Annotated in this window: 23 protein-coding genes; 17 read left to right on the top strand and 6 right to left on the bottom strand. The window is 62.7% G+C overall.

Translation table 11 applies throughout. The features are described from left to right. Positions 1 to 201: 201 nt before the first annotated feature. Positions 202 to 804 (bottom strand): ribosome biogenesis GTP-binding protein YihA/YsxC, encoded by a 603-nt coding sequence (gene yihA / locus M0534_RS02615; protein ID WP_248566860.1) that lies wholly within the window; start codon positions 802 to 804, stop codon positions 202 to 204. A gap of 160 nt (positions 805 to 964) precedes the next feature. Here yihA and M0534_RS02610 point away from each other — a divergent pair, with 160 nt between their 5' ends. From M0534_RS02610 to M0534_RS02590, 5 genes are all read left to right on the top strand, one after another. Then, positions 965 to 1,582, top strand: a complete 618-nt coding sequence (locus M0534_RS02610; protein ID WP_248566859.1) for a c-type cytochrome — start codon at positions 965 to 967, stop codon at positions 1,580 to 1,582. A 153-nt stretch (positions 1,583 to 1,735) separates the two neighbouring features. Further along, a complete protein-coding gene (locus M0534_RS02605; RefSeq protein ID WP_248566858.1) occupies positions 1,736 to 3,805 on the top strand; it encodes a cytochrome c biogenesis protein ResB in 2,070 nt (689 codons plus the stop codon). An 11-nt stretch (positions 3,806 to 3,816) separates the two neighbouring features. Then, on the top strand, positions 3,817 to 4,980 hold the full coding sequence (gene ccsB, locus M0534_RS02600; RefSeq protein ID WP_248566857.1) for a c-type cytochrome biogenesis protein CcsB: 1,164 nt from the start codon (positions 3,817 to 3,819) through the stop codon (positions 4,978 to 4,980). Between the two features lie 123 nt (positions 4,981 to 5,103). Continuing rightward, a complete protein-coding gene (locus M0534_RS02595; RefSeq protein ID WP_248566856.1) occupies positions 5,104 to 5,730 on the top strand; it encodes a thiol:disulfide interchange protein DsbA/DsbL in 627 nt (208 codons plus the stop codon). Continuing rightward, complete coding sequence (locus M0534_RS02590) at positions 5,727 to 6,566, top strand: endonuclease/exonuclease/phosphatase family protein (protein WP_248566855.1); 840 nt, start codon at positions 5,727 to 5,729, stop codon at positions 6,564 to 6,566. The genes M0534_RS02595 and M0534_RS02590 overlap by 4 nt, the downstream gene beginning before the upstream one ends. A gap of 12 nt (positions 6,567 to 6,578) precedes the next feature. Here the strand turns inward: M0534_RS02590 and M0534_RS02585 are convergent, their stop codons facing one another. Both M0534_RS02585 and M0534_RS02580 read right to left on the bottom strand, forming a co-directional pair. Further along, positions 6,579 to 8,813, bottom strand: coding sequence for a putative bifunctional diguanylate cyclase/phosphodiesterase (locus tag M0534_RS02585; protein WP_248566854.1), 2,235 nt, complete (start codon positions 8,811 to 8,813; stop codon positions 6,579 to 6,581). 310 nt (positions 8,814 to 9,123) lie between these two features. Further along, positions 9,124 to 10,344: an MFS transporter gene (locus M0534_RS02580; RefSeq protein WP_248566853.1), complete on the bottom strand. Its 1,221-nt coding sequence runs from the start codon at positions 10,342 to 10,344 to the stop codon at positions 9,124 to 9,126. 301 nt (positions 10,345 to 10,645) lie between these two features. Here M0534_RS02580 and M0534_RS02575 point away from each other — a divergent pair, with 301 nt between their 5' ends. Then, a complete protein-coding gene (locus tag M0534_RS02575; protein ID WP_248566852.1) occupies positions 10,646 to 11,821 on the top strand; it encodes a hypothetical protein in 1,176 nt (391 codons plus the stop codon). Between the two features lie 102 nt (positions 11,822 to 11,923). Here the strand turns inward: M0534_RS02575 and M0534_RS02570 are convergent, their stop codons facing one another. Then, the gene (locus M0534_RS02570) at positions 11,924 to 12,406 is read right to left on the bottom strand and encodes a TadE/TadG family type IV pilus assembly protein (RefSeq protein WP_248566851.1); all 483 of its coding nucleotides are present in this window, start codon (positions 12,404 to 12,406) and stop codon (positions 11,924 to 11,926) included. A gap of 125 nt (positions 12,407 to 12,531) precedes the next feature. Between M0534_RS02570 and M0534_RS02565 the strand changes: the two genes are divergently transcribed. Together M0534_RS02565 and M0534_RS02560 are read left to right on the top strand one after the other, a co-directional pair. Next, a complete protein-coding gene (locus tag M0534_RS02565) occupies positions 12,532 to 14,781 on the top strand; it encodes an ATP-binding protein (RefSeq protein ID WP_248566850.1) in 2,250 nt (749 codons plus the stop codon). Then, complete coding sequence (locus tag M0534_RS02560) at positions 14,778 to 15,527, top strand: response regulator transcription factor (protein ID WP_248566849.1); 750 nt, start codon at positions 14,778 to 14,780, stop codon at positions 15,525 to 15,527. Before M0534_RS02565 ends, M0534_RS02560 begins: the two co-directional genes overlap by 4 nt. Before the next feature lie 357 nt (positions 15,528 to 15,884). Here the strand turns inward: M0534_RS02560 and M0534_RS02555 are convergent, their stop codons facing one another. Both M0534_RS02555 and M0534_RS02550 read right to left on the bottom strand, forming a co-directional pair. Then, entirely contained in the window at positions 15,885 to 16,337 is a 453-nt protein-coding gene (locus M0534_RS02555) for a prepilin peptidase (RefSeq protein WP_248566848.1), read from the bottom strand. A 125-nt stretch (positions 16,338 to 16,462) separates the two neighbouring features. Next, positions 16,463 to 16,657, bottom strand: coding sequence for a Flp family type IVb pilin (locus tag M0534_RS02550; protein ID WP_248566847.1), 195 nt, complete (start codon positions 16,655 to 16,657; stop codon positions 16,463 to 16,465). A 252-nt stretch (positions 16,658 to 16,909) separates the two neighbouring features. On the opposite strand from M0534_RS02550, the gene cpaB reads away from it, so the two are divergent. The 9 genes from cpaB (at position 16,910) to M0534_RS02505 (ending at position 26,334) form a co-directional block, all read left to right on the top strand. Next, complete coding sequence (gene cpaB, locus M0534_RS02545; RefSeq protein WP_248566846.1) at positions 16,910 to 17,812, top strand: Flp pilus assembly protein CpaB; 903 nt, start codon at positions 16,910 to 16,912, stop codon at positions 17,810 to 17,812. Continuing rightward, entirely contained in the window at positions 17,812 to 19,077 is a 1,266-nt protein-coding gene (locus tag M0534_RS02540; RefSeq protein ID WP_248566845.1) for a type II and III secretion system protein family protein, read from the top strand. Before cpaB ends, M0534_RS02540 begins: the two co-directional genes overlap by 1 nt. A gap of 81 nt (positions 19,078 to 19,158) precedes the next feature. After that, positions 19,159 to 20,367 (top strand): CpaE/TadZ family protein, encoded by a 1,209-nt coding sequence (locus tag M0534_RS02535; protein ID WP_248566844.1) that lies wholly within the window; start codon positions 19,159 to 19,161, stop codon positions 20,365 to 20,367. A 4-nt stretch (positions 20,368 to 20,371) separates the two neighbouring features. Continuing rightward, a complete protein-coding gene (locus M0534_RS02530) occupies positions 20,372 to 21,649 on the top strand; it encodes a TadA family conjugal transfer-associated ATPase (RefSeq protein WP_282571255.1) in 1,278 nt (425 codons plus the stop codon). Beyond that, positions 21,643 to 22,530 carry a type II secretion system F family protein gene (locus tag M0534_RS02525; protein ID WP_248566843.1) on the top strand — a complete coding sequence of 296 codons (888 nt, stop codon included), beginning with the start codon at positions 21,643 to 21,645 and terminating at the stop codon, positions 22,528 to 22,530. Before M0534_RS02530 ends, M0534_RS02525 begins: the two co-directional genes overlap by 7 nt. After that, positions 22,527 to 23,393 carry a type II secretion system F family protein gene (locus tag M0534_RS02520; protein WP_248566842.1) on the top strand — a complete coding sequence of 289 codons (867 nt, stop codon included), beginning with the start codon at positions 22,527 to 22,529 and terminating at the stop codon, positions 23,391 to 23,393. The genes M0534_RS02525 and M0534_RS02520 overlap by 4 nt, the downstream gene beginning before the upstream one ends. Continuing rightward, positions 23,390 to 24,172, top strand: coding sequence for a tetratricopeptide repeat protein (locus tag M0534_RS02515; protein ID WP_248566841.1), 783 nt, complete (start codon positions 23,390 to 23,392; stop codon positions 24,170 to 24,172). Before M0534_RS02520 ends, M0534_RS02515 begins: the two co-directional genes overlap by 4 nt. Positions 24,173 to 24,301: 129 nt before the next feature. After that, positions 24,302 to 24,622 (top strand): DUF3613 domain-containing protein, encoded by a 321-nt coding sequence (locus M0534_RS02510; RefSeq protein WP_248566840.1) that lies wholly within the window; start codon positions 24,302 to 24,304, stop codon positions 24,620 to 24,622. After that, positions 24,619 to 26,334, top strand: coding sequence for a pilus assembly protein TadG-related protein (locus M0534_RS02505; RefSeq protein WP_248566839.1), 1,716 nt, complete (start codon positions 24,619 to 24,621; stop codon positions 26,332 to 26,334). Before M0534_RS02510 ends, M0534_RS02505 begins: the two co-directional genes overlap by 4 nt. Positions 26,335 to 26,504: the final 170 nt, after the last annotated feature.

The raw sequence follows: 26,504 nt of genomic DNA, 5'->3' as shown, positions 1-26,504 counted from the left end.
CGTCTGCGCAGCAACCATTTTGCGGATAAAGAAAAGGCCCTGGCTCTCGGGGGAAAGTCCAGGGCCAACATTCGCAGCCTCTGGGGTGGAGGCTGCATCAAGCCCGCTCGTTCGTTGGGGAAGGGAGCGGGCAGCGCCGGGCACTGGCGCACTCTTTGAGACAAAAAAAACGGCGCCGGGTTCCCGGTAATCCGGGTTTTCTCAGCGCTGATCCAGCCAGGCGTCCATCGCCGCCCAGGCCTCTTCCGCGCCGCGTCCGTCCACGGCCGAGAACAGCTGCACACTGACCGGCGGAACGCGGCGTGCCAGTTCCTTGCGAACGGCCTGCAGCGCGTTGCCGGCGGAACCGCGACTGAGCTTGTCCGCCTTGCTCAGCAGGATATGCACCGGCAGGCCCGCGGCAGCGGTCCAGTCCAGCATTTGCCGGTCGAAGTCCCGCAACGGGTGGCGACTGTCCATGATCAATACCAGTCCGACCAGCGAGCGTCGCTCCGTCAGGTAGACCGGCAGCAGGGCCTGCCACTGTTGTTTCACACGCTCTGGCACCTTGGCATAGCCGTATCCCGGGAGATCAATCAATGCCTCTGTATCGGAGATCGGAAATACGTTGATCAACTGGGTCCGACCGGGCGTCTTGCTCACCCGTGCCAGTCCTTTCTGTCCGGTAAGACGGTTGAGCGCACTGGATTTGCCTGCGTTGGAGCGTCCGGCAAAGGCAATCTCGCGGCCCTGATCGGGCGGTAGCTGGGACAGGTCCGCGGCACTCATCAGGAACCGGGCCTGGTGATAGCGTTTGTTCGTCATTGGCGACAGACTCTTGCTCGATAGCCGGGTGCGCAGCATACCTGCAAATTGACCGTTCTCGGCTGCGCTGGTATAAAACTGATCGTTTTGACTTCGCTCTCGCGTCCGCTCGGGCGCTGTATCCCAAGGCAGTGATAGCCGCCCAGGAGTTCAAGTGTCCATGAAGATCTGGCAGAGCCTCATCCTTGCAAGCTTCGCGCTTTCGGTCACCGCTGTCAGCACGGCAGGTGACATCTCTCGCGGTCAGGAACTCTCGGCGTCCTGCGCCGCCTGCCATGGCGCGGATGGCAACAGCGCCAACCCGGAATGGCCAAGCCTGGCGGGGCAGCATGCCAATTATACGGTGCGGCAGTTGCAGGCCTACCAGGACGGTGAGCGCGAGGATGCATTGATGGCGCCACAGGCTGCGGGCCTGAGCGAACAGGACATGAAGGACCTGGCGGCTTTCTACGCCGACCAGGAACCCGAGACCGGCGCTGCCGACCCCGAGCTGGTTGATCTTGGCCGCGACATCTATCACGGCGGCCTGCCTGACGAGGGCGTTGCTGCATGCATGGCGTGCCATGGCCCGGCCGGGTCGGGCATGGAAGCCGCCGGGTTCCCGCGTATTGCGGGCCAGCAGGGTACCTATTCCGCGATCCAGCTGCGGAAATACCGCGACGGCGAACGGTCTACCGATCCGAATCGCATGATGCGGGATATCGCCGAGCGGATGACGGATGAGGAGATCGAGGCCGTATCGTCTTACATGCAGGGTCTTTATCGGCGAGAAAACTAGCGTCTGATTGTAGAACCAAAGAATTCTGACCGCCCGACGAACCGTCGGGCGGTTTTGCTGTCCCCACACAGGGTGTCGTGATCAGCAGTCGTGCTGAAACAGGGCCCCGTCGGATCGCCCCGATCCGCACTGACCGCTCAGGACCGATAGATAATGGCAAGCGTTCCGCAAGAGGCAGGCGCTGCCGGCCGCAAGCGTCAGACGCGCTCAACGTCGGTAATTCTGCTGAATTTCCTGGGATCGATGAACCTGGCCATCACGCTGCTGGTGGCCATCGCCATCGCCTCCGTGATCGGCACCGTCGTGCAGCAGAACCAGCCTTACGAGGACTACCTCTCCAAGTTCGGTCCATTCTGGTTCCAGGTTTTCGACAACCTCGGCCTGTACGACGTGTACAGCGCCATGTGGTATCTGGCGATGCTGGCATTCCTGGTCGTGTCGGTGTCGGTGTGCCTGGTGCGGCAGACGCCGGGCATGCTGCGGGAGATGGGCAAGTTCCGTGAGCATCAGCAGGAGCGCTCGCTGCGCGCCTTCCGCAACCACCGCGAATGGCAGACCACACTGCAGCCCGAGGAAGTCGAGGCAGTCGCCGCCCGGGCGCTGAAGCACAACGGCATGCGCATGCGCCGGAAGGATCACGGCCACGGCGTGTTGCTGGCCGGGATGGCCGGATCCAGCAATCGCATCGGTTACGTGCTGACCCACCTGGCGATCGTGGTGATCTGCGTCGGTGGTCTGGTCGACGGCAACCTGATGCTGAAATACCGTGAATGGACCGGCGATCTGACCCTGGAGACGCGCAACATTCCAGTCTCGCAGATCGGTGAAGAAAGCCGAATCCCGCCCGGCCGTGGTTCGTTCCGGGGCATGGTCAACATCCCGGAAGGTGCCGGCGCGCGGGTCGTGTTTCTGCCACTGCGAGATGGTTACATCGTCCAGGAGCTGCCGTTCCGCATCGAAGTCGAGGAATTCCGGGTAGAGCACTGGGATACCGGCGAGCCCAGCCTGTTCGAAAGTGACCTGATCATTACCGGCGATGACATCGACGAGCCCATTCACCACACGCTACGCGTCAACCACCCGCTGATCATTGATGGTTACGCGATCTACCAGTCCAGTTTCGGTGACGGCGGCTCGACGCTGAATCTGCGAGGCTGGTCCCTGCTGGGGGACGGCGCAGAGCCGCTGGATATCGAGCAACGGGTCAGCAGCCGAGAGGAAATCGAGATTGCAGACGGCGGTCTGACCCTGGAACTGACCGAATTCGAAACCTTCAACACGCGGCGTGTGCCCGGCACCGAGAATCGCGAAATGGAGGAGCTCGGGCCGAGCTTCGAGTACCGCCTGCGCGCCGCGGATGGCAGTGCCCGCGAGTTCCACAACTACATGCGTCCGGTGGATATCGACGGCCGCAAATTCTTCCTCAGCGGCATGCGCACGACGCCACAGGAGCCATTCCGCTACCTGCATCTGCCAGCTGACCGCAATGATCGGCCGGACACCTTCCTGTTCTTCCACGATGCGTTGAGCAGTGAGGAAGGCCTGCGCGATGCCTCCGAACGTGGCGCCTGGGTGGCGATGCAGGAGTTCGGCCTGGCACAGGAGGAACTGGTGCCCCAGGTCGCCGCCACAGGGCGCGAGCTGGTGCGCCAATTGCTGGACGAGGGCTTTGGCGCGGTGATGACCGACCTGGAGGCGCGCATGGCCGACCAGGGCGAGGAGTCGACCCAGCAAAGCCTGATCATGTTCTCCCGCCTGGTGCTGGAGCGAACCCTCTGGGAGGCCTTCAGCGATGCGCGGGAAGCGGCCGGCGATGATCTGGAGCGGGAACTGGACGAGGCGGACCAGCATTTCTTCCAGGATTCGCTGAGCACCATTCCGGCCCTGGCCGAGTACGGGGTACCGTTGTTCCTGGAACTGGACAGCTACAATCACCGCCAGGCCACCGGTTTGCAGATTGCGCGCGCCCCCGGGGCGAACATCGTGTACTTCGGTAGCGCGCTGCTGGTGGCCGGAATCTTCCTGCTGTTCTACGTGTCTCACCGGCGAGTCTGGTGCTGGATTCGTCGGGACGGCGAGCGCACCATGTTGCTGGTGGCCGGGGCCAACCAGCGGGATCCGCTGAGCTTCGAACGCAAGTTTGCTGCACTTGGCGATGAATTCGACAAGCGCCTGCGGGCGGCAGAATCAACGACGGACCGGAGCGACTCCGGCGACGCATGAGGTAGGCAAGCATGAGCACGCCACAGGAAACAATGCAGGCCGGATTCGACGAGCGCGGTTTTTTCCGCCGTCTGTCGGCCTTCGACTGGCTCTGGGCACTGGCATTTCTGGCCGGCACGATCTACGCCAGCATGGAATTCGCGCCCTGGATGGACCGTTACGAGCAGGGCATCCTTTACCTGAGCTGGGCCACGCTGGTGGCCGTGGGCTGGATGTGGAAGCCGGCACGCCTGTTCAGCATCGTGGTTACGCTGGTCACGCTGTTTGCCCTGGCGCGGTATCCGGACCTGGCCGCCGGGCAGTCGGATTTCTTCCTCAATTACCTGCTTTCCAGCCAGGCCGCCATCATGTGGATGTGCGCCCTGTTCCTGGCGGCAACGCCGGTCTACTTCGCCGGCCTGCTGCTGCGCTCGGAGTTTCTCAACAAGCTCGGCACCGCACTGACCTGGCTGGCCAGCGGCGCTGGTTTCGTCGGCCTGCTGGTGCGCTGGTGGGAGTCCTACCTGATTGCGCCCGACGTGGGGCGTATCCCGGTAACCAACCTGTACGAAGTCTTCGTGCTGTTCGCCTTCACCACCGCCCTGATCTACCTGTATTACGAGCACCGGTACAGGACGCGGGCCATGGGCGGTTTCGTGGGCCTGATCATCTGCGCCTCCATCGGCTTCCTGCTCTGGTACCACTTTGCCCAGGGGGCGCATGAGATCGAGCCGCTGATCCCGGCGCTGCAGAGCTGGTGGATGAAGATCCACGTGCCGACCAATTTCGTTGCCTATGGCGCCTTCGCCATTGCCGCGATGATCGGTGTGGCCTACGTGATCCAGGCGCGGAATCCGCAGAAGTGGCAGGAGCGCGGTCTGCCTTCGGCGGATGTCATGGACGACCTGATGTACAAGAACATCGCCCTGGGTTTCGCGTTCTTCACCATCGCGACCATCCTGGGCGCACTCTGGGCCGCCGAGGCCTGGGGCGGCTACTGGTCCTGGGATCCGAAGGAGACCTGGTCGCTGATTACCTGGCTGAACTATGCGGCCTGGCTGCATCTGCGTTTCACCAAGGGCTGGCGTGGCGTGCCCATGGCCTGGTGGGCGATCATCGGCCTGTTCGTCGTGACCTTCACGTTCCTTGGCGTGAACATCTTCCTGTCGGGCCTGCATTCCTACGGCGAGCTGTAGGCAGGTTGTAAGGAAATGTCAGCACCGGCGTCCGGGGCAGAACCCGGGCGCCGCGCAGCGTTCAAAGCAGCAGGGATCGCGGGCGATGGCGCGACGGATGGACCAACAAGGAGTCTGGCAACGATGAAAAAGGTTTTCGGTGGGCTGTTGGTGTCGCTGCTGCTGGCCGGTACCGCCGCAGCCCAGAGCTTCGAAGAAGGGCAGGATTACCGGGAGCTGGCGTCCGAGACTCGCACCGCCACCGGGGACCGGATCGAGGTGCGGGAATTCTTCGCCTATGCCTGTCCGGGCTGCAATGCCTTCTACCCGATGGTCGGGCAGTGGAGTGAAACCCTGGACGATGACGTCGAGCTGGTGCACAGCCCGGTAGTCTTCCACCCCAGTTGGGAAAATCTCGCGCGCGCCTACCATGTTGCGGACGCCCTTGATGTCACCGACGTGATGCACGGCGCGATTTTCAACGCCTACCACAACGACAATCAGCGGCTGGAAACCGAGGATTCGCTGGTGGCGCTGTTCGAGGAACAGGGCGTGGATCCGGATGATGTCCGCGCGCAGTGGAACGGATTTTCCGTGGATGGCGCCATGCGCTCCGCTGAACGCTCGGCCAGTCGTCATGGTGTGCAGCGTACTCCGTCGATGGGCGTCAATGGCCGTTACTACATCGACACGGAACTGGCCGGCGATTTCGATCGGATGCTGCGCGTCGTCGACTACCTCGTGGAGAAGGAGCGCCAGGCGGGCCGGTGAGCGAGACCGCAAAGTCGATGGTCAATGGTGTTGCCGCCCAGGGCAGCACCATTGGCGGTGAAGGCGCGGGCGCCGACATCCAGTCCCTGCGCTTGCTCAGTTACAACATTCAGACCGGCATGCGGACCAGCAGCTACCGGGACTACCTGATGCGCAGCTGGCAGACCCTGGTGCCGCATCCGGAACGATCCAGGAACATCGATCAGATCTCCGGCCTCGTAGGTGACTTCGACCTGGTCGGCCTGCAGGAGGTCGATGCCGGCAGCCTGCGCAGCGGCTTCGTCAACCAGACCCGCTATCTCGGTGAGCGCGCCGGCTTCCCCTATTGGCACGATCAGACCAATCGCCGAATCGGACGCCTCGCGCGGCACAGCAACGGCCTGCTGAGTCGTTATCGTGCACTGCGTATCCGCGAGCACCCGCTGCCCGGCATGATTCCTGGCCGTGGCGCATTGCATATTACCTTCGGCGGGCCGCGTGACGACCTGGATCTGATCCTGATGCACCTGGCTCTGGGCCAACGCACCCGGATGCGTCAGCTTGCCTATGTGGCGGGCCTGGTCCGTGAGTTGAAGCACGTGATCGTGATGGGCGATCTGAACTGCCGTTCGGATAGCCGCGAATTACGACACCTGCTGGATACGACGGCACTGAGGGAACCATTGCCGACGCTCTACACCTACCCGAGTTGGGCGCCCCGGCGGAACATCGACCACATCCTGGTCTCGGATTCGCTGACCGTGGAACAGGCAGCCGTGTTGGACTATCCGCTGTCCGATCATCTGCCGATCAGCATGCGCGTGGTGTTGCCGGAGTCCGTGGTCCTGGTGCCATAGGGGGGCGCGGATTTATTCCGGCCGCCGTTGGCGTTGTGACCAGGCGACCAGGTCGTCGGCACTCATTGCCGGCGCGTGAATATAGCCCTGGGTCACGTCGCAGCCCTCGATGCGCAACAGCTCCAGCTGTTGCAGCGTTTCCACGCCCTCGGCCACCACCCGCAGGCGAAGCTGACGCGCCATGGCCAGGATCGCGCGAATGATCGCGTGGTCGCTGGGGTCGGTCAGGATGTCGCGGACAAAGGAGTGGTCAATCTTCAGCACCGTCACCGGCAGATGCTTGAGCTTGCCGAGCGAGGAGTAACCTGTGCCGAAATCATCGATCGCCAGGCCAATGCCCATCGCCCTTAGCCGCTGAAGGACGGCCAGACCGCGCTGCTCGCGTTCCATCAGCGTGCTTTCGGTGATCTCCAGTTCCAGGCGCGCGCCGGGCAGGCCGTACTCGTCAAGCAGGGTGCGGATCTTGTCCGGCAGATGACCGTCCTGCAGCTGGTGCGGCGAGGCATTGACCGCAACCCGCGGCACATGAAGGCCGGCAGCCTGCCAGCGCAGAAGGTCGCGACAGGCGCGCCGTAACACCCAGTCGCCGAGCGGCTGAATCAGGCCGGAATGTTCTGCAATGTCGACGAATTCGTGGGGCGGCACGACACCCAGTTCCGCGTCGGTCCAGCGCAGCAGCGCCTCGACGCCCGCCAGCTTGCCGGTGTGGGTACTGACCAATGGCTGGTAGTGCAACTCCATGGCGTCGTTTTCAATTGCCAGCACCAGCCGCTGCCGGATACGGCTGCGCGCGATGGCCTGGGTTTCCAGCACACTGGAGAAATGCCGGGTCAGGCAGCGACCCTGCCGGCGGGCATCCCGCATCGCGAGCTCGACGAAACGCAGCAAATCGGGCGCATGGCGGGAGTCATCGGGATAGCGGCAGACACCCGTACTGAAGCCAGGGTTCAGCGCATGGCCGGCAAGAAGGACCGGTGCCATCAGGGCATGCAGGATCCCCTCAAGCCGGTGCTCCGTGGTTTCGCCGGTCGGGTCGTTATCGAGAATCAGCATGAATCCGTCGTTGCCCCAGCGGGCGACCATTTCTTCCGTCTTCAGCTGATCCCGCAGCCGTTCCGCCAGCACCGAAAGCAGCCGGTCCATCGCGTCCTGATCCAGCAGGTCGCGCACGGTGTCGGCGTCGTCCAAATCCAGCAGTACGACGGAGAAACTTTGTCCGGACAGGCGTTCCAGACGGTCCTCAAGGCGTTGCCGGAGTGCATCGCGATTGCGCAGCCCGGTGATCGGGTCGAAGAACATCATGCGATGCAGGCTGCGACCGTTATGCTGCCGAAGCAGCGCCATTGTCAGGAGGGTTGCGACGGACTGCAGCAATTGCAGCTGTTCGGCCGACCAGGGGTGCGCCGGTACGCACCGGTCCATCGCCACGAACCCCCGTAACAGGCCGGTATGACGGATTGGAATGATGCTGAATGCCCGGATACCCTCTCGGGCCAGCAAGGCGCGCTCGGCGGCAGCGGATTCCGGCAGCTCATCCGGGTCGTGGAGTACGACGGACTGGCCACGGCGCAGGCGTTCGCGAATCCAGGGCAGCGTTTCGAGGCTATGCGGCCCCTTCCGCAGGGGCGGCGGCGCGTCGCGGTGTTGCCAGGCGGCGCAGCGGCGAAGGATATGCCGGGGGCCCTTGAGACTGAACAGGTACACCCGTCCTGCGCCGGTATGCTGGCCGACGGAGCTTAGACTGTCCCGAATCGCCTCGGGCAGGTCGGCCAGCGGTCGGTTGCCGAGTTCGTCCGCGTAGTTCTGCAATTTGTGATGGATCCCGGGATCCACAGATGCGGCTGCCGGGTTGGCCGGTGATACCGGAGGGCTTGCCGGATCGTTGACCACCCCGATCAGGTTGTCATCATCAAGACGCCGCAGTGTCAGGCTGAACTCGCGGTCACCCGAGGCATTATTCGCAAGCCGAAACGACAGATTGACGGATTCCCGCTCGCCACTACGGCAGCGGCGGAGCGCCGACAGAAGCAGCGTCCGGTCGTCCTCGTGGACAAGATCGGGCAGCAGGCAGGTCCGGGGAGCGGTGAGCAGTGCGGCAGTCGGGCGGCCGCCGATGCTGAGTAGCCGGCCGTCCTCGCCGGTGAGTACCAATAAGGTCTCGTGTCCGGCCGGAAAGTGTCGGGCCAGCAGTTCGTCGGCGGAATCGGCAGGTCGATTGCCCGAGTTCGGGTCAGATCGATCCTTCATGCGCCGCTCTTGTCGTCCCGAGCCTGGATGGCCGTGTCATGTCGCATGATGCGGTGCCCTGTTTCGGCTCGCGGCCCCAAGCAGTGGTACCACGAGCCGGATTTATTGTTTGCGATTCGCGACTACTCGGCGTCACTGCCGAATCCGACGCGTTGCATCGGGAGGCTGGAGCTATTTCAGCCCGTTGGCGTTATCGGCACGCCCTAGTCCTTGCCGGGTTTGACGATGAAACATCCACCTTCCCGGAGCTGAGTATCTCCAATTTTTCTTACGTTCACAATTGCTTGGCACTTGAACATGGAGTGGACTCTCATCCATGGAGCTGATTCCTGATCTGCAATGCCGTGTGGATGTCAGTGGCCAGCCGGCCGGGCTGCAGGCACATCATCAGCCCGAAGACCAAAACCGGCACAAGCGCCAAGCGCGGTTCCCCGAGGCTGTCGGCAAGCGCGCCACCGAGCAGCGGCACGACGAAACATACGCCGTAGCCGATGGTGAACATGCCTGCTGCCATTGCCGCGGTTTCACCGCGTTGTGCCAGCGCTGGCGGTAGGGACAACAGCAGGATCAACTGGACGCCGCTTGCCAGGCTGACCAAGAAACCGAACCACAGGGCCGTCCAACCGCTTGCCGCAAGAAACGGAATCAAGGCCAGCGAGGCGGTTGCCATCATGACGATGATTGGCCCGCTGCGCAGCGCCAGGCGCCAGGCGAACGCGAGCACCAGCACGGAGGCAACCACCTGCGCGGTGTTGAACAACAGGAGCCCGCCGGCCAGCAAGTCCCCTTCGCCGCGGGCCTCGAGGATACTCGCCATATAGGCATTGGTGCCGAAAAACAGTCCAGCGGTCGCGCCCATCAGCAAACCAAGGCGCCAAAGCAACGGTTCCCGCCAGCGCGGCATCCACTGCCGAATGTGGCGCGTGACGGTGGCTGTCCTGTCGGCCTGTTCGCGGCGACGCAGCAGGACCAGCAGCAGTGGAACGGCGGGTAACGACCATAGGGCAACGGCAAGCCGCCAGTTACCCCCGCTGAGCGGAATCACCAGGGGCAATGTCAGGCCGGCGCCAATGACTTCGCCCACCAGCATGCCGTTGGTATAGATCGCGGTGGCCAGGGCGATCCGCCCGGCACAATGTTCCCGAACCATCGCTGGCAGGGTCGGTTGCAGCACGGCGATTCCCAGACCCATGACTGCGGTGGCGGTCAGCAACCAGAGCAGGTTTGGCGACAAGCCCCGCGCCGCCGACGCGGCCGCCAGCACGAACAGGGCCAGCCAGGCGGTGTTGCGAACCCCCAGCCGCGCAACGATGAAAGAGCCCGCCATCGCCGCCGCTGCCAGCATCAGCAGGGGCAGGGTCGTCAGGGCGCCGGTTGCGGACTCGCCAAGGCCGAGCTCGGCTCGAATCAGCGGCGCCAGCGGCGCCGCTGCCATCAGGGTCAGTCGCAGGTAGACACCCAGACCCCAGAGCAGCAACAGCGTGGGCAGCAGTGGGCGCAACTCGGCAATGGCGCGGCTCAGGCGAGGCACAGCGAACCATCCTTGGCCGGGGATCCGACCATGGCGTATAACCCGGCGGCCAGGCGTCCAAACACCGAGCCGGCCAAACCTGTGTCACGAAAACGGAAGTCCGGACAATCGCAAGCCCATGAAAAACGGATGAATGCTATTTGGTGGTACGCCGTAAGTTGGATTGGCACCCGTCTCACTTCCTGAAAGTCTCGTGGTTCCGGCCCGCTCCAGTTTCCGAACCAGGGTCGGCCCTCACGGTAAAACAAATGGCCCGGGACCACAGCAGCCCGGAGCGTCCAGAACCAGGAAGGATTTTGTCATGGGACTCATGCAACAGGTGAAAAACGTTCGCTGGCTCCTGTTTGCTTTCGCATTCGCGCTGATTCTCGCCGGGTGTGGTGGTGGCAGCAGCGGCGGTAGCAGCAGCAGCGGTAGTAGCAGCAGTAACGGAGATGACGGGCTGGACGACGGTGATGGGAGCGGTCCAGGTGGCACAGAATTGATCAACGTGGAGCCCGTTTCAGGCCCTTTGGATCCGCTGCAGGCTCTATTAGGAGAGACAGTCTTTGATGAACTTATCGCTGCACTCAGAGAAAACGATCTGGACGGTGAGGCGGAAGCGGTGGCCTGCATTGAAGAATCGAGCAACCTTTTGGTCGATGGCGGCGACGCTCTTTTGATTGCTTTGATAGAGGAAGACCCGAGCGTTGGCGGCCTGTCAGATGCAGTTCTCGCAGACGCCGAGCTAGCAAATCGTATCGCCGCTTTCTATCAACGCCTGGGTAATGGAGTTCTGTTAGCGCTCGGCTCTGGTGGCACATGTAATGACCCTGGAAACCTTGAAACCGGAGTCCCTGAGGTTGATGCAGCCGCAATGGAGTTGCTCGGCGAAATCGACAACCTCGTGATCGATCTGCTGGCATCGGCTGATGATCCAACTACCACGCCGGACGCAATTCGCGACGTTCTCGCAATGGCAAATGTAGAGGTTTTGCTTAGTGAACTTGAGACGCTTGTCGAGTCGTCTGGGCTCGACGTGCCACTGTTTGACGACCTCTCAGAAATTGCCGGCACGGTTCTCATGGCAGTTGAAGAGCTTCTTGTCTTGACCGGCGGTGAGGAGGCCTTGTCGCTGGTTGATAACATTGTTGATTTAACACTCGATACGACAGAAGTGCTCTTGGTGCAGCTATTAGACCTTAACGTTGAGGAAGTGGATGAATTGACGGGCATCTTGGAGCAATTTGAAGTCGATTTGTTGGACGACGTTCTCAATGATGTCGTCGGTCTGCTTAGCCTTGAAGATACGGACGATGTGGAGTCGGTGATTGCGGATTTGCAAGCTGAAGTTGAAGGCCTCCTCGAGGTAGATGGCGGCCTACTAGGGTTCCTGAACGGTTTGCTAGATACCATTCTGGGAGTTGTCGAGGGGCTTCTCGGCCTTGCGAATTCTGAAGTGCTAGAGCATGAAAAAACTAGAAGTTTGGTCGCATAACCGCCATTTCTGATGCCTGCTTCCTAAGTTACGAGGGGAAAATAATAATTAGAAGCCGACTGGGCCGATCCGTGCTGTGACGGATCGGCTTTTTTTGTTTCCTTAGAGCCGAATCCGGCTCACTGCGGACAGGTTGTCCGGTAACGGCGGGATCGAGCCGAGACCTGGCAGCGGTATCGGTGGCAGTGGAGGCGCCGCGCCATAGTCACGAATGATGACCAGCAATTCCAGTGTCTCGCCATTCAACTGCGGTTCGACTTCAACCCGCTCCCGCATATTGGCGGGTAGAAAGGCGAGTCGTTCGAGGGCCGCGTTGGTCGCCTCCTGGCTGACGCAATCGGCATAACCGGAGCAGTTTCCGGCGCCGTTGTCGGGATTGTCGCGATCCACGGACACGGCTGCCCGGGTGCCTTCGGCAGCGGCCGACTCAAAGCTCTGCGAGAGCAGAAACGTGACCGCATAGACCACGGCGCCGTAGAACAGCGCGAACGCCAGCGCGAACAGTAGCGCGAACTCAATGGCGACGGCACCTGACTGAAGAAGCTTTGTCCGGTTTCTCGGGCGGGTGGTCCGGAGCACGGCCATTGGCAAGATCCTCTGCAGCCGACAGGTCACAACTGTGACCCATGTCCACGCAAAATGCCCGATATTTCGAGCAAAATCCGCCACAGGGCTCACACAATTCAATGCTTTCTGGCCTGCGTCGGACGATGTCGGATACTCAACTGAAAATACGCTCCCTTGACGCCTGCCTTGACTGGCTCGGCTCAGCCGAGTCAGCCGATGACTGTCCGGCGGACCTGGGCCAGGTGCTGCATATCGTGGCGCGATCGGCCGACGCAAGCTACGGCTGGCTGGTGCCGCGCGATGTCCTTGTCGCAGAGGCCCTGTATGCGCCGGAAGGTTCGCGCCGGCCGCCGCCGCCCGTCTCCGAGCGGCATTTGCCGGCCTTGCAGTCAGGCGAGAGCGTTCGACTCTCCGCCGGTTTCATCGGCGGCACCGTTGCATTCCCGCTGCCTGGTCGTGGTGGTTTGCTCGGGATTCTGATTCTCGCCTGGCATGCAGCGCGACAGCGTCCGCCAGCGCCACGACTGAATCAGTTGGCCATCGGCCTGCGTCAGGTGACGAACCGGCTGTTTTCGGAACAGCCGGTGCATCGTTCGGCGGTGGATGTTCCAGGTGTCCATTACTGGTTCTGGCGGCGGGATACGCAGAGCTTCCGCAAGCAGGAACGGTCCGCGGAAGATTGGGAGCCGGAACCGCTGCGGCAGATGTCAGGCGCAGCGCGTGCAACCCTGCGGGAATTACTGCGCACTGCCGATGCGGGCGAGGTGATCGACTGCCGATTCAGGCTCGCCTTGACCGACGGTGCCGGATACGCGCGCTGGCAAGGCGTCGCGACACTCGCAGGCGCCAATGGCATCGTGACCATTGAAAGGGAGCCGGCACAGGCCAGTGAGGAACTGCTCGCGGAGGACCTGGAGGGCACGGATGGCCTGCTGTTGCAGCGGTACAGCCGGGTCGGCGAAAGCTGGGAACTGGAGTCCGTCAGCGCCGCACTGGCCATGCGCCTTGGTCGTGGACAAAGCGATTTGCACGCGCCCGGCACCGTGGAGTCGCTGATTCATCCGGACGACCTCGGACGGTTGATGCAGATACGCCGGCGGCAGCAGCCCGGCGGTAGTTACGGGCTGCGTTATCGGATCCGTAATCGTAAGCAGGAATGGTTGTATTTCGCGGAGCAGGGTGTGTGTCAGCAGCGGCCGGATGGTGATGAATATCTGCTCGCGATATGTACCGACCTGACCGACGAGTACCGCATGCAGGCGTCCCTGCATGATGGTGAACAGCGGTTTCGCGGCTTGCTGGACGATGCGCCGGCGATGATTTGTCGTTACCGCGCCGATTACACGATTACCTATGCCAATCAGGCCTGTGCCGAGCATTTCGGACTGGAGCCGGAGGCAATGCAGGGCCGGTCCTGGCAGGAGTTTCTGCCCGAGGCGGCCCGCGACGCGCATCTGCGCCGGCTTTCCGCATTGACTGAAGCGGAACCGGCGGTGCGGTACGAAATCAACGAGCAGATGTCGGACCAGCGCCAACGCTGGTATGCCTGGACCGATCGGGGCTTTTTCAGCAGCAACGGACTGCTGGAGGAAGTGCAATCGGTGGGACAGGACAACACCAGCCCGCGGGAAACCCAGGAGCAGCTGATCCAGGCGGGCAAGATGGCAGCACTCGGCGTCATGGCGACCGGCGTCGCGCACGAGTTGAATCAACCGCTTAACGTGATGCGCCTGACCATCCGCAATACCCGTAGCCGGCTTGGCCGTGGCGAGATCGATCCGGATGCGATTCTCGCCAAGCTGGAGCGCATGGAAGATCAGGTTGGCCGGGCGTCGGAGATCGTCGACAACATACGACGATTCGGCCGGGCTTCCGGGCGCGAGCCGACCGGCTTCGAACTGAATGCGGCGGTCTCCGAGGCGGTGGACATGGCGGAGCCCGAACTCGTGCGCCACCGTATCTCACTGGATTTACGGCCCGGGCGGGATTTACCCCCGGTGTTCGGTCATCGCGAGCAGCTTGAACAGGTGTTGATCAACCTGATGCTCAATGCGAAAGACGCGATCCTGGCCAGTGGGCCCGGAGACAGCCACCCGGACAGCATTGCCGGCGAAGTGCGAATCGTGACGCAACTCGGCTCGGAATCCAGTTTGTCCGTGCGCGTGCAGGATACCGGCGGAGGCATTCCGGATGCGTTGTTGCCGCGGATTTTCGAGCCGTTTTTCACCACCAAGGAGGTTGGCAAGGGAACCGGACTCGGGCTGTCCATCAGCTACGGGATGATCAATGACATGGGCGGACACCTGTCCGCACGCAACGTCGGGGGCGGTGCGGAATTTCAGATCGAGCTGCCTTCGGCAAACGAAAATCAGGAAGGAGGCACAGCCCCATGACGGGTCCCTGCAAGTTGCTGGTTCTCGACGACGAGGCGGATATTGTCGAGGAGTTGACCGAGTTTCTCAATGCCGAGGGCTTTGACTGCATCGGCGAAACCTCGCCACTCAGGGCCCGCGAGCGTCTCGCTGACGACGAGGACATCGGGTTGCTCTTGATTGACCTGCGCATGCCGGAAAAGGACGGCCTATCGTTTATCCGGGATCTCGGAGAGTTTCTGCCCGACGGTCGCCCGCTAGAAGTCGTGATCTTCACCGGCCACGGCGGCGAGGATGAACTGATCCAGGCCCTCCGGCTGGGAGTCGCCGATTATCTGCGCAAGCCGGTGGACCTGGATGAGCTGGTGGAAATTGCGGGGCGTCTGCAGCAATCCTATTTCGAGCAGAAGCAACGCCTGGCGATGGATTCCGGTTTTTTTTCGCGGCTGGAGGAACTGGCGACGGCCATAGAAAGCATCAATCAGCGCATGGAGAACCTGAATGGGCGCAGCACGCTTGGTGCGGCCATGGATGTTGAATCCGGCCATGCTGGTTCCAGCATACCGGAGGACCTGCGGCTTACCCCCAGACAGAAAGAAGTGCTATCGCTGGTGGCTCGGGGCATGAACAACTTTCAGATCGCGTGCGAACTGGACATGTCGGAAAGTACCGTGAAGCTGCATGTCTCGCGGATCCTGCGAGCCACCGGGCTCTACAACAGGACACAGCTTGCGCTGGCCTACGAGAAGTGGCACCGCGGAGGTTAAGGAAACACTGAGCGATTCCCGCGCCTGCGCCCGAAGCCGGTTTTGGTCATCTGGCACGGCGCGGTGCCGCCCACTACCCAAGGCAACCTGCTCCTGGCCAGATGCGTAGGGCGGGTCAAGCGCAGCGGGCCCGCGCGGTGTGATCCGTTATCGAATTGGCCTGGCCGGCCGGTCTGCCCGGGTCTCCCATGGCCCGACTTATCCTGGGAGGGCCTACCGCACCGGGATGCCTGACACCGCGTGCATTCGCTGCGCTTAATGCACCCTTGTGTCTTGCCTCGGAGAAAAATGCGGACTCCAACGCAGGCGTGCGAATAAATCAGTGTTTCCTTAAGGAAACACTGATCGATTCCCGCGTCAGACGGTAGACCAGGAGGCAACCAGTAGCACGACGCTGGCACCTCCCGCCAGGAAGGCGCCCACGGGTAAGTCCACCGGAATTGGTCTCGCGGCTAAGCGGTGGCCAACCAGGAAAATCAGTCCGAAAGGCAATGCCAGGACCACCGACAAAATGTATCCCGTTGGGCCGAGAAATGCTCCAAGCAGCATCGACAGTTTCACGTCGCCACCACCGACTTTATTGAGAAGCCAGCCTGGCAGAGTAAATACCAAGGCGGTCATAAGGCCAATCAATCCGTAGGCAAGCCCCACCCAAGGCAGGATGCCTTCCTGATCTAGGAAGGCACATATTGATAAGAAAATCGCCGCGCTCGCGATCAGCGTGTTTGGAATCCTTCGCTGAACGAGATCAGACGTTGCTGCGCAGATGAGCAGGGTGAGTGTCAGCAATAAGAAGAGCCAGCCCGTCACCTGTCAGACCCAATCACCGAAGTCTATTGCGGCGGATTCCGTGCGAGCAAGTCTCGCACGGACGCGCAGCACGTCCTAAGAGAGGCCCCCATCGGGGTTTTTTGGTGAATCGCTTGTTCGATAATTTAACTCTCAGTACCCTGCAGAGCGTCTCGGATCTGTTCAAAAATTCCGGAAACTGCCGCGTTGATCTCCGGAACAAAGGTGACAAGTGCAATCGCCACCATCGCAGCAATAAGGGCGTATTCAATGGCGCTCGCCCCGCGCTCATCCTTCACGAAACGACGGAGGGTGTTGCGAAGCATTTTAACGTACAACATTTTGTACCTCCTCAGTTTAAACAAGCTTTTGAAGTGATTTCGTCATCACTTTTCTTTGTGCGTACATAATCCCTGGCACTTTGTTTTACCAAGAAATATCTGAAAACCGGGCCGAATTTAGTGACGCCAGTCACAACGTGCACCACGGGCAGTTGATACCGTCGAATAAGCGAAATCACTTTATGCGCGACTGTCCAGCGGTTCCCGGACTGGAGCCGTTGGTGCTTGAGATTTCACAAAACGGAAACTCGCATGAGCAGCCGAGTCATTACAGCCCTTGCTGTGCTGTTGGGTACCGGGGCGATCGTCCTTATCGTTCTCGGGCTGCGGCTTCAGAACGACACCGGCATCGATGTTGTCGAGCGCGAGCCCGTGCCGGTCGAGGAAGCGCCGGAAACCGACGAGCCGGAGGATGTCGAGGAAGAGCCCGAGCTTGTCGAGGACCCGTCCGAGCCGGAGCCGGTAGCGCGGGAGGTGGTCGTGCTTGCCCGCGACCTGACCGCCGGGACGCGGTTGCTGCTGGATGACCTGGAACTGAAACACATGGATGACGCGCCGGAAACGGCCATCGGCGGGCGCGACCAGGGTGTGGACCATCGCCTGCGGGAAGACCTGGAGGCAGGTGATGTCATCACCACTGACTTGCTGCGCGCACCGGATGCGCTGGCCGATCGCCTGCGGCCGGGGCAGCGGGCATTCGCGGTGCCGGTGGACGAGTTGGCCGCGGTCGGCGGCCTGCTGAAGCCCGGTGATCATGTCGACGTGCTGGCACACCTGGAGGATGAATCGGAAGACGCCTCCCGGGTGCTGGTCGAGTACGCCGCCGTGCTCAGCTTCGGACCTTCCCTTGAGCGAAACGACGACGGTGAACGTGAGCAGGACACCGGGTCCCGTACCGCCGTCCTGGCGCTGGAGCGCGAGGCCGTTCCGGTATTACTGATGGCGCAGCAGCATGGCCGCCTCAGCCTGGCCCTGACCGGTCAGCCCGAGGACGATGTCGTGGTCGGTGGCCTCACCGAGGAGGCCTTGTTCGCACGACCTTCCGAGTATTCACGTCCGGGCGGTGAGCCGACACCCGAGGCGCGTAATCAGGCGCCGACCCGATCCCCGGTTTCCATTCACCGTGGAACCAGCCGCCAGGAGGTAGAACGCTGATGCCCCGTCTGCCGCTGGGCGGCCTTGCCCTCGCCTGCCTGATGCTTGCCAGCGTGGCGGTCGAGGCCGACTGTGATCGTGCCGAAAACGTGCCCCGGGTGCAGGAATTCTATGCCGGCACGCAGGACACGCTGGAGTACCCGACGCCGATTCGTCGCATCGCCGTTGGCGATGCCGAGGTGGCCGATGTGGAACTGATCGAGGATCAGGAGTTGCTGGTCACGGCGGTCAGTGCCGGTGCCACCAGCCTGATGGTCTGGACCCGTTGCTCCGAGGAGCCGGATCGCCTGCTGCTGCTGGTCAGTCAACCCAGTGCCCTGGCGGCCAGTGGTGCCAGCGCGACGGACCCGGCGCAGCCGGGTCCTGGCATTCCGCAGGTGCAGGCCGATATCCGGATCGTCGAGGTCAGCCGGCAGCGTCTGCTGGAGGCCGGCAGCAGGTTTTTCGCCGGCCGTCGAGGAAATCGGGCGGCGCTCGGCTCGGACGGCGTGCTTAGCGACATCGGCATTAGTGGATCAGCAGGGCCGCCGATCGGTAGGCGCACGGGCGGATTCGATGGCCGGGTTTCCCCAGGAGGAGGCTTTAATTTCGCCTTCAGCGCCGGAGGCGGACGTACGACCTTCGTATCCATCATCAATGCGCTGGAAAGTTCCGGTTTCGCTTCGACGCTCGCGGAACCCAGCCTGGTCACCCTGAGCGGGCAGACGGCGACCTTCCTCGCCGGTGGCGAGTTTCCGGTGCCGGTGCAGGCGGGGGTCAGCGAGGCGGTCACGATCCAGTTCAAGGAATTCGGTGTTCGTCTCTCGCTAACGCCCACGGTGCTGGACGAAAACCGCATCGTGATGAAGGTGGCACCGGAAGTCAGCGAGCTGGATTTCACCGCCGCAGTCAGCAGTGGCGATGTGGAGGTGCCTGCCTTGCGGGTCCGACGCACCGATACCACGGTGTCGCTGGGTGACGGTGAGAGCTTTGTCATCAGCGGCCTGATCAGCACCGAAATCACGGGCGGCATGGACCGCTTACCGGGGCTGTCGAATATCCCGATCCTGGGCGCGTTCTTTCGTTCCTCGCAGCTGGATACCGAGGACCGGGAACTGGTCATGATTGTCACGCCCCGGCTGGTGCAACCATTGCGCTCCGACGCCGAATTGCCGCCGTTGCCAGGCGAGGAATACCGCCAGTACCGGCCGGGTTTCTTCCGTCATATGTTCCAGGGGCTGGATGCCATCGAGGGCAGCGACACCGGGCCGGGATTCTCGAATTGACGCCGCTCGCGCGGGTGCGGGGAAGACACGAGAGATGGGGATGCAGCAGGGATTCAGCGGAATGAAAGCCGGGGTGGCGGCATGACGGCGGAGACCATTCTTGCCGCCTTCGTGACCGCCCGTTACCAGAACTGGTTGCGGACCTCGTTGCAGGGTGAATGCGAGGTGGTGGATACCACGGAGCCGTCGCTGGAGGACCTGGTGCGCCTGCTGGACTCGACGACGACGTCGTTGATCGTTGTCGAGCTGGACCGGGATCGAATCGGTCGACAGGCTTCATTGATCGAGGGTCTGGTGGCGGCGCGACCGGCGGTGGCGGTGGTCGCATTGGCCGACGATGCCGAGACGGGCCTGGTCCTTGCCGCCATGCGTGCCGGTGCCCGCGACTTCATCACCCCTGCCAGTCGCACCAGTGAACTGACCGGTCTGATCCGCCGCCTGGCCACCAGCCGGGCGCCGGAGCCGGACGCCACCGATGCAACGGACCTGCGTCGCAGCGAATCCAGCATCACCGCGATCTATGGCGCCCGCCCGGGCACTGACACGGTGACCTTTGCACTGCAGTTGGCCCGCTGTCAGCCGCATCGGCGCAACGACCCGCCCGAGGATGTGCTGCTGATCGACCTGGGCATGCCGACCGGCGAGGTGGTGGATTGTCTGGGGACCGAGCCCGAATTCGGTTTTCTCGACGCGGTAGCTAATCTGCGACGGCTGGACCAGCAAATGCTGGATGGCGCGATACCCCGTCAGGACGGTGGTCTGCGTGTGCTGGCGTTGATGCCCGATGATGATGACCTGGGCAAGGTCAGCTCCGCCGAACTGTATCTGCTGCTGGGCACGTTGCGGCGTTATTACCGCCGCATCATCGTCAACCTTGGCGGTGTCCCCGATTCGGAATTCCTCCACGTGATGCTGGCCAATGCGGATCGCCTGATCTGGATTGTCGAGCAGTCGGTCAGCAGCTGTCGGCAGAACCTGTCGGTGCTGCGCAAATTGCGCGATGCCGAGATACTGCCGGCTGAGACGCATCTGCTGGTCGATCGTTATGACAAACGCGTGCCGCCGCGGGCGGACGCCCTGGCCGAGAACTTCGGTTTGCCGCTGGCCGGTGTGCTGCCGGCTAACGAACAGGCACGCCTGTTGTTGCGCAATACCGGCAAGATGCTGGACCAGCAAAACAAGCGGGAGCCTTACCATCGCGCCGTCTGTCGTCTCAACGGCCAGTTGTTCAGGCCTGCCGCTCCGACAGGCCTCCTGTCCCGTCTGAAGCAGACCCTGGTGGGAGGTTGACACCATGGCCAGCTCGTCGGACGTAACCAGCAAATTCACGTTACGCGCCGACCGGGTGGAGCGCGACCTGCGCCCCGATCTGCACCGCCACCTGATTGCCGCCATCGAAGAGGATGGCATCGATATCAGCAACTGGCTGCGCGGCAACCTCACCGATTATGTTGCTGACCGCTGCGCCGCCTATGTGGCCGAGCGCAACGTCGCCATGTCCCGCTACGACCTCGATCGCCTGGTCGAGGAAGTGGTGGACGAACTGGTGGGTTACGGACCCTTGCAGCAGTTGCTGGCCGATCCCCGGATTACCGAGATCCTGGTCAATGGCGCCAAGCGGATCTTCATAGAACGCGAGGGCCGGCTGCGGGAGACGGATCTGGAGTTCGTTGACGACAACCATGTGTTGCGAGTGATGCAGCGCATTCTGGCGCCGATCGGCCGCCGCCTTGATGAGGAACAACCGATGGTCGACGCGCGCCTGCCCGACGGCAGCCGGGTCAACGCCATCATCCCGCCGCTGGCGCTTGACGGTCCCTGTGTCTCGATCCGCAAGTTCAGTCACGACCTGATGCAGGCCGAGGATCTGCTGCAGAATGGCACCCTGGACACGGCATTGCTGAGCCTGCTGGAGACCTCGGTGCGCGAGCGCTGCAACATCCTGATCAGCGGCGGCACCGGCACCGGCAAGACCACGCTGCTGAACATGATCAGCAGCCAGATCGACGATGCCGAGCGGGTCGTGACCATTGAGGACGCCGCCGAACTCCGGCTGAAGAATCACCACGTCGTGCGCCTGGAGACGCGGCCGCCGAACGTCGAGGGGCGCGGCATGATCAAGGCCCGCGACCTGGTACGCAACGCCTTGCGCATGCGCCCGGACCGGATCCTGGTTGGCGAGGTGCGCAGCGACGAGGTGCTGGATCTGCTGCAGGCCATGAACACGGGCCATGACGGCTCGATGAGCTCGCTGCACGCCAACACCGCACAGGACGCACTACTGCGGCTGGAGATGCTGGTCGGACTCGCCGGCCACCAGACCCCCGAGGAAACCCTGCGCCGGATGATCGCAATGGCGCTGGATCTGGTCGTGCATGTGACGCGGCTGCGCTCCGGGCGGCGTCTGGTCAGCGAAGTACTTGAGGTGCTGGACGTGCGCGACGGCTATTACGTAGTGAATTCCCTGTGCCGCTACGACCCTGATGCGGATCGTTTCGTCATGTCCGAGACGCCCCCCAGCCTGGACAAGCTGCGCCACCAGCCGCTGTTCGGAGGCGGCCGCCGATGGTAATCGTGGCCGTACAGCTGGTCGCCGGATTGCTGCTGCTGGCCAGTGCCAGCCTGTTGTTGAAAGCGAGGTGGCGGCGGCACCAGGAGCAGGTTGAGGCCCGGGTGTTCAACCGTGCGGGCATTCGTCAGGCCGAGGCACGGCTGATACGCCGGGGACACCTGAATCCCCTGTTGCGGCGGGCCGGCTATCGTCTGAACGGGCGTCTCTTGCTTGGCTTGTTGCTGGCCTTCCTGCTCGGTGCCGTGCCTTTGAGCTGGTGGCTGGGCTTGCCGGGCCTGCTGTTCTGGATCGTGTGCTGGCCGGTGCTGCTGTACGCCGCCCTGTTGATCAAGGCCCGCCGTCGCGCTGCGCGAATGACCGCGCAGTTCCCAACCTTCCTGGACCAGGTGGTCCGCGGCGTGCGAACCGGCGCCAGCCTGCATGGTGCCATGCTGACCGCCATCGCCAACACCCGTGAGCCCCTGGCCGAGGTGCTCAGCCCGGCCGAGCGCGCGCTACGCATGGGTGCCAGCCTGCACGAGGTCTTCCATGACGCCGCCGATCGCTATGAACTGGAGGCGTTCCGGGCCTTGGCCGCGGGCATCGAAATCAATACCCGTTATGGCGGCAGCCCGGTCACCCTGCTCGAGAGCATTGCCCGCATGATTCGCGAGCGGGATCGCTGGGCGCGGGAGTTGCGGGCCATGACCGGGGAGACCCGCTTCAGCGCCCTGGTGCTGGCTCTGATGCCGGTCGGTCTGGCTGCCTACATGTTTGCCAGCAATCCGGAATACCTGATGCACATGTGGGAACACGAGACCGGGCAACTGGTCTTGATCGGTTCGGTTGCCTGGCAGGCGCTGGGCTGTTTTCTGCTTTGGCGCATGGTGAAGACCGTATGATGCTGCTTGCCGCCGGACTGCTGCTGCTTGCCTGCGCGGCATTGCTGCTGGTGGCGCGAGGTCAGGTGGCGCGAGACGAAGCGGTTGCCCGTCGCTTCCGCATTCTGGCCGGATTCGGGCCCGGGGCCGGGGGTGAGACCGGTGGTGGCCTCGAGCGCCTGCTCGGCGGCAAGGCCCGCCGCAGTAAACGCCGACAGCGGCAGGGGGCCACGCTGGAGGAGCGTGTCCGCACACAGCGCCTGCTGATGGCGCCGCTGCTCGCCGTTGCTCTGTCGGCCTTCGGGCTGTTGCGGGGCGAGTCGATGGATCAGCTGCTGATCCTCGGGATGATCGGGGGCATCCTCGGCTACATGCTGCCGGTCTGGATCGGACGCCTGCGCGAGGTGCGGCATCGCCAGCGGATGGATGCCCAGGTCCCGATGCTGATTCACCTGATGATCATGACCTTTGATGCCGGCCTGACCGTGGAACGTTCCCTGGCATCGGTGCGGCGGGACAGCCGGCGCCTGGTCCCGGATATTGCCGACGAGCTTGACCAGCTGTTTGCCCGCCTGGACCACGGGGAAGACGTTGTCGACGCGCTGGAGATGATGGACGAATCCGTCAATGTGGATTCGTTCAGCGACCTGGTGAGCGTCTTGCGGCAGATTCTGCAGCAGGGGGGCGAGGCCAGGCGCTCACTGCTGTCACTGGCCGACATCCTCGAAATTCGCCGGCGCCAGCAGTTGCAGGAGCGGATTTCCAAGATGGCTGGGAAGATGACCGTCGTGATGGTGCTGTTCTTCTTTCCGGCGCTGTTCATCCTGCTTGCAGGACCGGCCTTCATCGCCGTGGTCGGTTCACTCGGAGATCTGTCCGGATGACGACAAGACGCGTATCTGGCCTCGTCGTGTTGCCCTGTATCGCTCTGCTGCTGAGCGGCTGTGCCGCGACCTTTAACGGCCCGGGTTCGAACCAGGGCTCGCAGCGCGTGAACACGGCCTCGGATCTGAACAATTGTGACGGCGCGCTGGAGTCCGATGCACGGGTCAGCCTGTCGGCTGCCCGCGAGGAAATGCGCGAGGGGCGCTTTCACGCGGCACTTGCCATGCTCGACGAAATGGATGAGCAGGCGGTCGCGGTGCGCTACTGGCGGGCAGAGGCCAACCGTCGCCTCGGCCGGTCGGAGGCCAAGGCCGACTACGAATCACTGCTTGGCAGTTGCATGGACGGCATCGCCCACCACGGACTCGGCTTGTTCCACATGAACCACGGCGATCCGGCCATCGGGGTGGATGGCCTGAAACAGGCTCGACACGCGCATCCGTCCAGCAGCCAGGTCCGCAATGACTACGGCTATGCCTTGCTGCAGCAGGGCGAGACCGGGCAGGCCATTTTCGAACTGAAGACCGCACTGGAACTGAATCCAGAGAACGAACGCGCCCTGTCGAACCTGCTACTTGCGCTGCTGGCTGATGACGCGATGGACGAGATGGCGGCCGTGGTCAATGCCTATCAGGTGGACAGCGCGCTGGTACAGCGGATCAACAGCCGACTGCCGGCCTTGCAGGAGGCCTGGAAAAGTGAGCCGGTTATCGAAGAGGAGTCCGAGGAGGAAACCATCGGCCAGCGGTCGACGGGCCCCCGGACCGGTCAGAAATAGCCCGATGGCGTGCATTTCAATGGTATCCGGAAAGCCAGAGCGTGAATGAGATTGCCCGGTTCGGATGGGCGCAGGCGGCACCGCGTCGCATCTGCCGTTTGCACCAAATCCGCGTTGAGGAGAGCAGCGATGTCGATCAGGAAAAAGTCGTCGGCCAGCCCCCGCTGGATGATTCTGCCGGTGCTGTTGCTGCCGTTGATGGTTGCCGGCGCTGAGCCGCGCAGCGGCTACTCCGACAGTCCGCATCTGTCCAAGCAGTCTCGGCAGCCCCTTGGTGAGGACACCCGGGAATGGCTGCGGCTGCAGGCCTCGGGCGCGAAGGCCTCGGACACGGACCACAGCCTGCCATCGGGTGTCCGCAGCCGCATTTACCAGCGCTATCTGGACAGTTTCGAGCATCCGATCCCGGAGCTCTTTTTCGATACCGATCAGCGGGCGACGCGGCGATGATGTCCGCCGTCGCCCATCGAGCAGAGCGCGAGCGCGGAGCGATGGCCATCGGCCTTGCCATCGTGCTGCTGCTCGGTGTGCTGTTTACCGCACTGGTGCTGGATGTTGGTCGTTGGTACATGGAGGAGCGTCGCCTGCAGAAGGCCGTGGACACGGTCGCCATGCAGTACGCCATGCACGACGGATACTGTGCCGGCGAAAGCATGGGCCAGGATCCGGCCCCCGCCGAGGTCGAGGCGGCGCTGGTGGACCAGGACCTGCGCAACCCGGTAACCGTCATGAATGCGGTGTTCGGTTTCATGGACCGGGACGACGGCGTCCGCCAGTTCGTCGCGGAGAGCGACCAGCCCGAGGCGTTCCTGCTGCAGGCCAGGCAGGAAATCCCGCGCAGTATCGTCGCTGGGGCCCTGTTTCCGGGAACCGTGACGCTTGAAAAAACGGCGGTGGCACAGCGGGTTCCGGTGGCGACGTTTTCCGTGGGTAGCTGGCTTGCCCGCGTCGATGACAGCAACAGCGGCTTGTTGAATGCCCTGCTCAGTGGCCTGTTGGGCAGTTCGGTGAACCTCTCGGCGGTCTCCTATCAGGGGATTGCGGATGCCGAGGTCAGCGTTGCCGACTTGCTGGGCGTCGGCGAGATCGAAATCGGTGCCGAAGCCGGAACGGTTGACGGCCTGCTGGATGCCGATGTGACCCTTGGCCAGTTGGGCCAACTCATGGCGAGCGCACTGGAGCAGGGCGGTGGATCACAGGCCGATATCGATGGCTTGCTCGGTCCGGTCGAACTCGCCCCGCTGCCGGATACCTTTCGCCTCGGTGATATTCTGGTGATCGACTCCGGCGCGGCAGACGCAGCATCCGATGCCACCATTCGTGCGGCGGATCTGTTGCTTGCCGGGGTGATGATTGCCAATGCGAACAACGCAGTCGACGTGGATCTCGATGACATCTCCCTGAGTGTGCCGGGGCTCGCTGGGCTCGATACAACGGCTCAACTGGCGGTGATCGAGCCACCGAGGATTGCCGCTGGCAGGCCCGGCTTGTCGCCTTCCGGTGAGCCGTTCGCCGAGGCACGCAATGCGCAGGTCCGCCTGCAACTCGGTTTGGATGCCAGTATCGGTTTATCCATTCTCCTGCTGCCTTCCGTCATTGAGATTCCGCTGAATATCGCCGTCGATGCGGCAAGCGCTTCCGCGAGGCTTGATTCAATCCGATGCCGGACCATCGCGCGAGACGATCTAGATGTTGGCTTGGCGGTCGATACCAGCGCCGTCGACGTGCAGCTCGGGACGTTTTCGGATCTCGGTGCGTCCGACGGGGTCATCGAGCCTGGCGGCAGCGGTATCAATTTGCTGGGCGGTACACTAACGCTAGATATTTCGGGTGATTTCCCAGTCGCCGCCATGGCGGATGGTGAAGTGATGTTTTCAGGCGTCAGCCGTGACCAGTTGCCGGAGTTGGCCTCGGCGTCGTTGGGCCAGAGCGGTTCCGTTGTCGGATCCGCGAGCGGGAATTTCAGCATCAGTGGGTCCGGTCTCGTTGGCTCGCTGTTGAATCCGCTGCTGCAGACCGTGTCCGGGGTGGTTCTGCCTTTGTTGGATCTCGTGGTTTCCGCAATCGTCAATCCCCTGCTCGATTTGTTGGGCATCAGTGTCTCCGGCGCGGACGTGGAGCTCATCGATATCGATGACGGCCGTACCGAACTGATCCTCTGATTGCCTCCCGGCGTTTCGCTGTCTACTGGCGCCTTCCAATCCGCCAGCATTTTCCCGATTGCAGCCTCAGGCTGCTTGACCGCAAAATGACTCGGTCCTGGTCCAGTGCGTCTTGCCACGGAAACACGCGGATTCCATCGCAAGGGTGCGAATAGGCCAGCGGTTCCCTA

The organism is Methylonatrum kenyense (assembly GCF_023195885.1).
Classification (GTDB): Bacteria; Pseudomonadota; Gammaproteobacteria; order Nitrococcales; family Aquisalimonadaceae; genus Methylonatrum; species Methylonatrum kenyense.
Note: the sequence above shows the minus strand (reverse complement) of the source record. Positions and strands in the feature narration are given on the sequence as shown.

Bases quoted from the DNA above. Each gene is read 5' to 3' on its own strand.
- yihA (WP_248566860.1), bottom strand. From the start codon at position 804: ATGACGAACAAACGCTATCACCAGGCCCGGTTCCTGATGAGTGCCGCG.
- M0534_RS02610 (WP_248566859.1), top strand. From the start codon at position 965: ATGAAGATCTGGCAGAGCCTCATCCTTGCAAGCTTCGCGCTTTCGGTC.
- M0534_RS02605 (WP_248566858.1), top strand. From the start codon at position 1,736: ATGGCAAGCGTTCCGCAAGAGGCAGGCGCTGCCGGCCGCAAGCGTCAG.
- ccsB (WP_248566857.1), top strand. From the start codon at position 3,817: ATGAGCACGCCACAGGAAACAATGCAGGCCGGATTCGACGAGCGCGGT.
- M0534_RS02595 (WP_248566856.1), top strand. From the start codon at position 5,104: ATGAAAAAGGTTTTCGGTGGGCTGTTGGTGTCGCTGCTGCTGGCCGGT.
- M0534_RS02585 (WP_248566854.1), bottom strand. From the start codon at position 8,813: ATGAAGGATCGATCTGACCCGAACTCGGGCAATCGACCTGCCGATTCC.
- M0534_RS02575 (WP_248566852.1), top strand. From the start codon at position 10,646: ATGGGACTCATGCAACAGGTGAAAAACGTTCGCTGGCTCCTGTTTGCT.
- M0534_RS02570 (WP_248566851.1), bottom strand. From the start codon at position 12,406: ATGGCCGTGCTCCGGACCACCCGCCCGAGAAACCGGACAAAGCTTCTT.
- M0534_RS02565 (WP_248566850.1), top strand. From the start codon at position 12,532: ATGTCGGATACTCAACTGAAAATACGCTCCCTTGACGCCTGCCTTGAC.
- M0534_RS02560 (WP_248566849.1), top strand. From the start codon at position 14,778: ATGACGGGTCCCTGCAAGTTGCTGGTTCTCGACGACGAGGCGGATATT.
- M0534_RS02550 (WP_248566847.1), bottom strand. From the start codon at position 16,657: ATGTTGTACGTTAAAATGCTTCGCAACACCCTCCGTCGTTTCGTGAAG.
- cpaB (WP_248566846.1), top strand. From the start codon at position 16,910: ATGAGCAGCCGAGTCATTACAGCCCTTGCTGTGCTGTTGGGTACCGGG.
- M0534_RS02540 (WP_248566845.1), top strand. From the start codon at position 17,812: ATGCCCCGTCTGCCGCTGGGCGGCCTTGCCCTCGCCTGCCTGATGCTT.
- M0534_RS02535 (WP_248566844.1), top strand. From the start codon at position 19,159: ATGACGGCGGAGACCATTCTTGCCGCCTTCGTGACCGCCCGTTACCAG.
- M0534_RS02530 (WP_282571255.1), top strand. From the start codon at position 20,372: ATGGCCAGCTCGTCGGACGTAACCAGCAAATTCACGTTACGCGCCGAC.
- M0534_RS02525 (WP_248566843.1), top strand. From the start codon at position 21,643: ATGGTAATCGTGGCCGTACAGCTGGTCGCCGGATTGCTGCTGCTGGCC.
- M0534_RS02520 (WP_248566842.1), top strand. From the start codon at position 22,527: ATGATGCTGCTTGCCGCCGGACTGCTGCTGCTTGCCTGCGCGGCATTG.
- M0534_RS02515 (WP_248566841.1), top strand. From the start codon at position 23,390: ATGACGACAAGACGCGTATCTGGCCTCGTCGTGTTGCCCTGTATCGCT.
- M0534_RS02510 (WP_248566840.1), top strand. From the start codon at position 24,302: ATGTCGATCAGGAAAAAGTCGTCGGCCAGCCCCCGCTGGATGATTCTG.
- M0534_RS02505 (WP_248566839.1), top strand. From the start codon at position 24,619: ATGATGTCCGCCGTCGCCCATCGAGCAGAGCGCGAGCGCGGAGCGATG.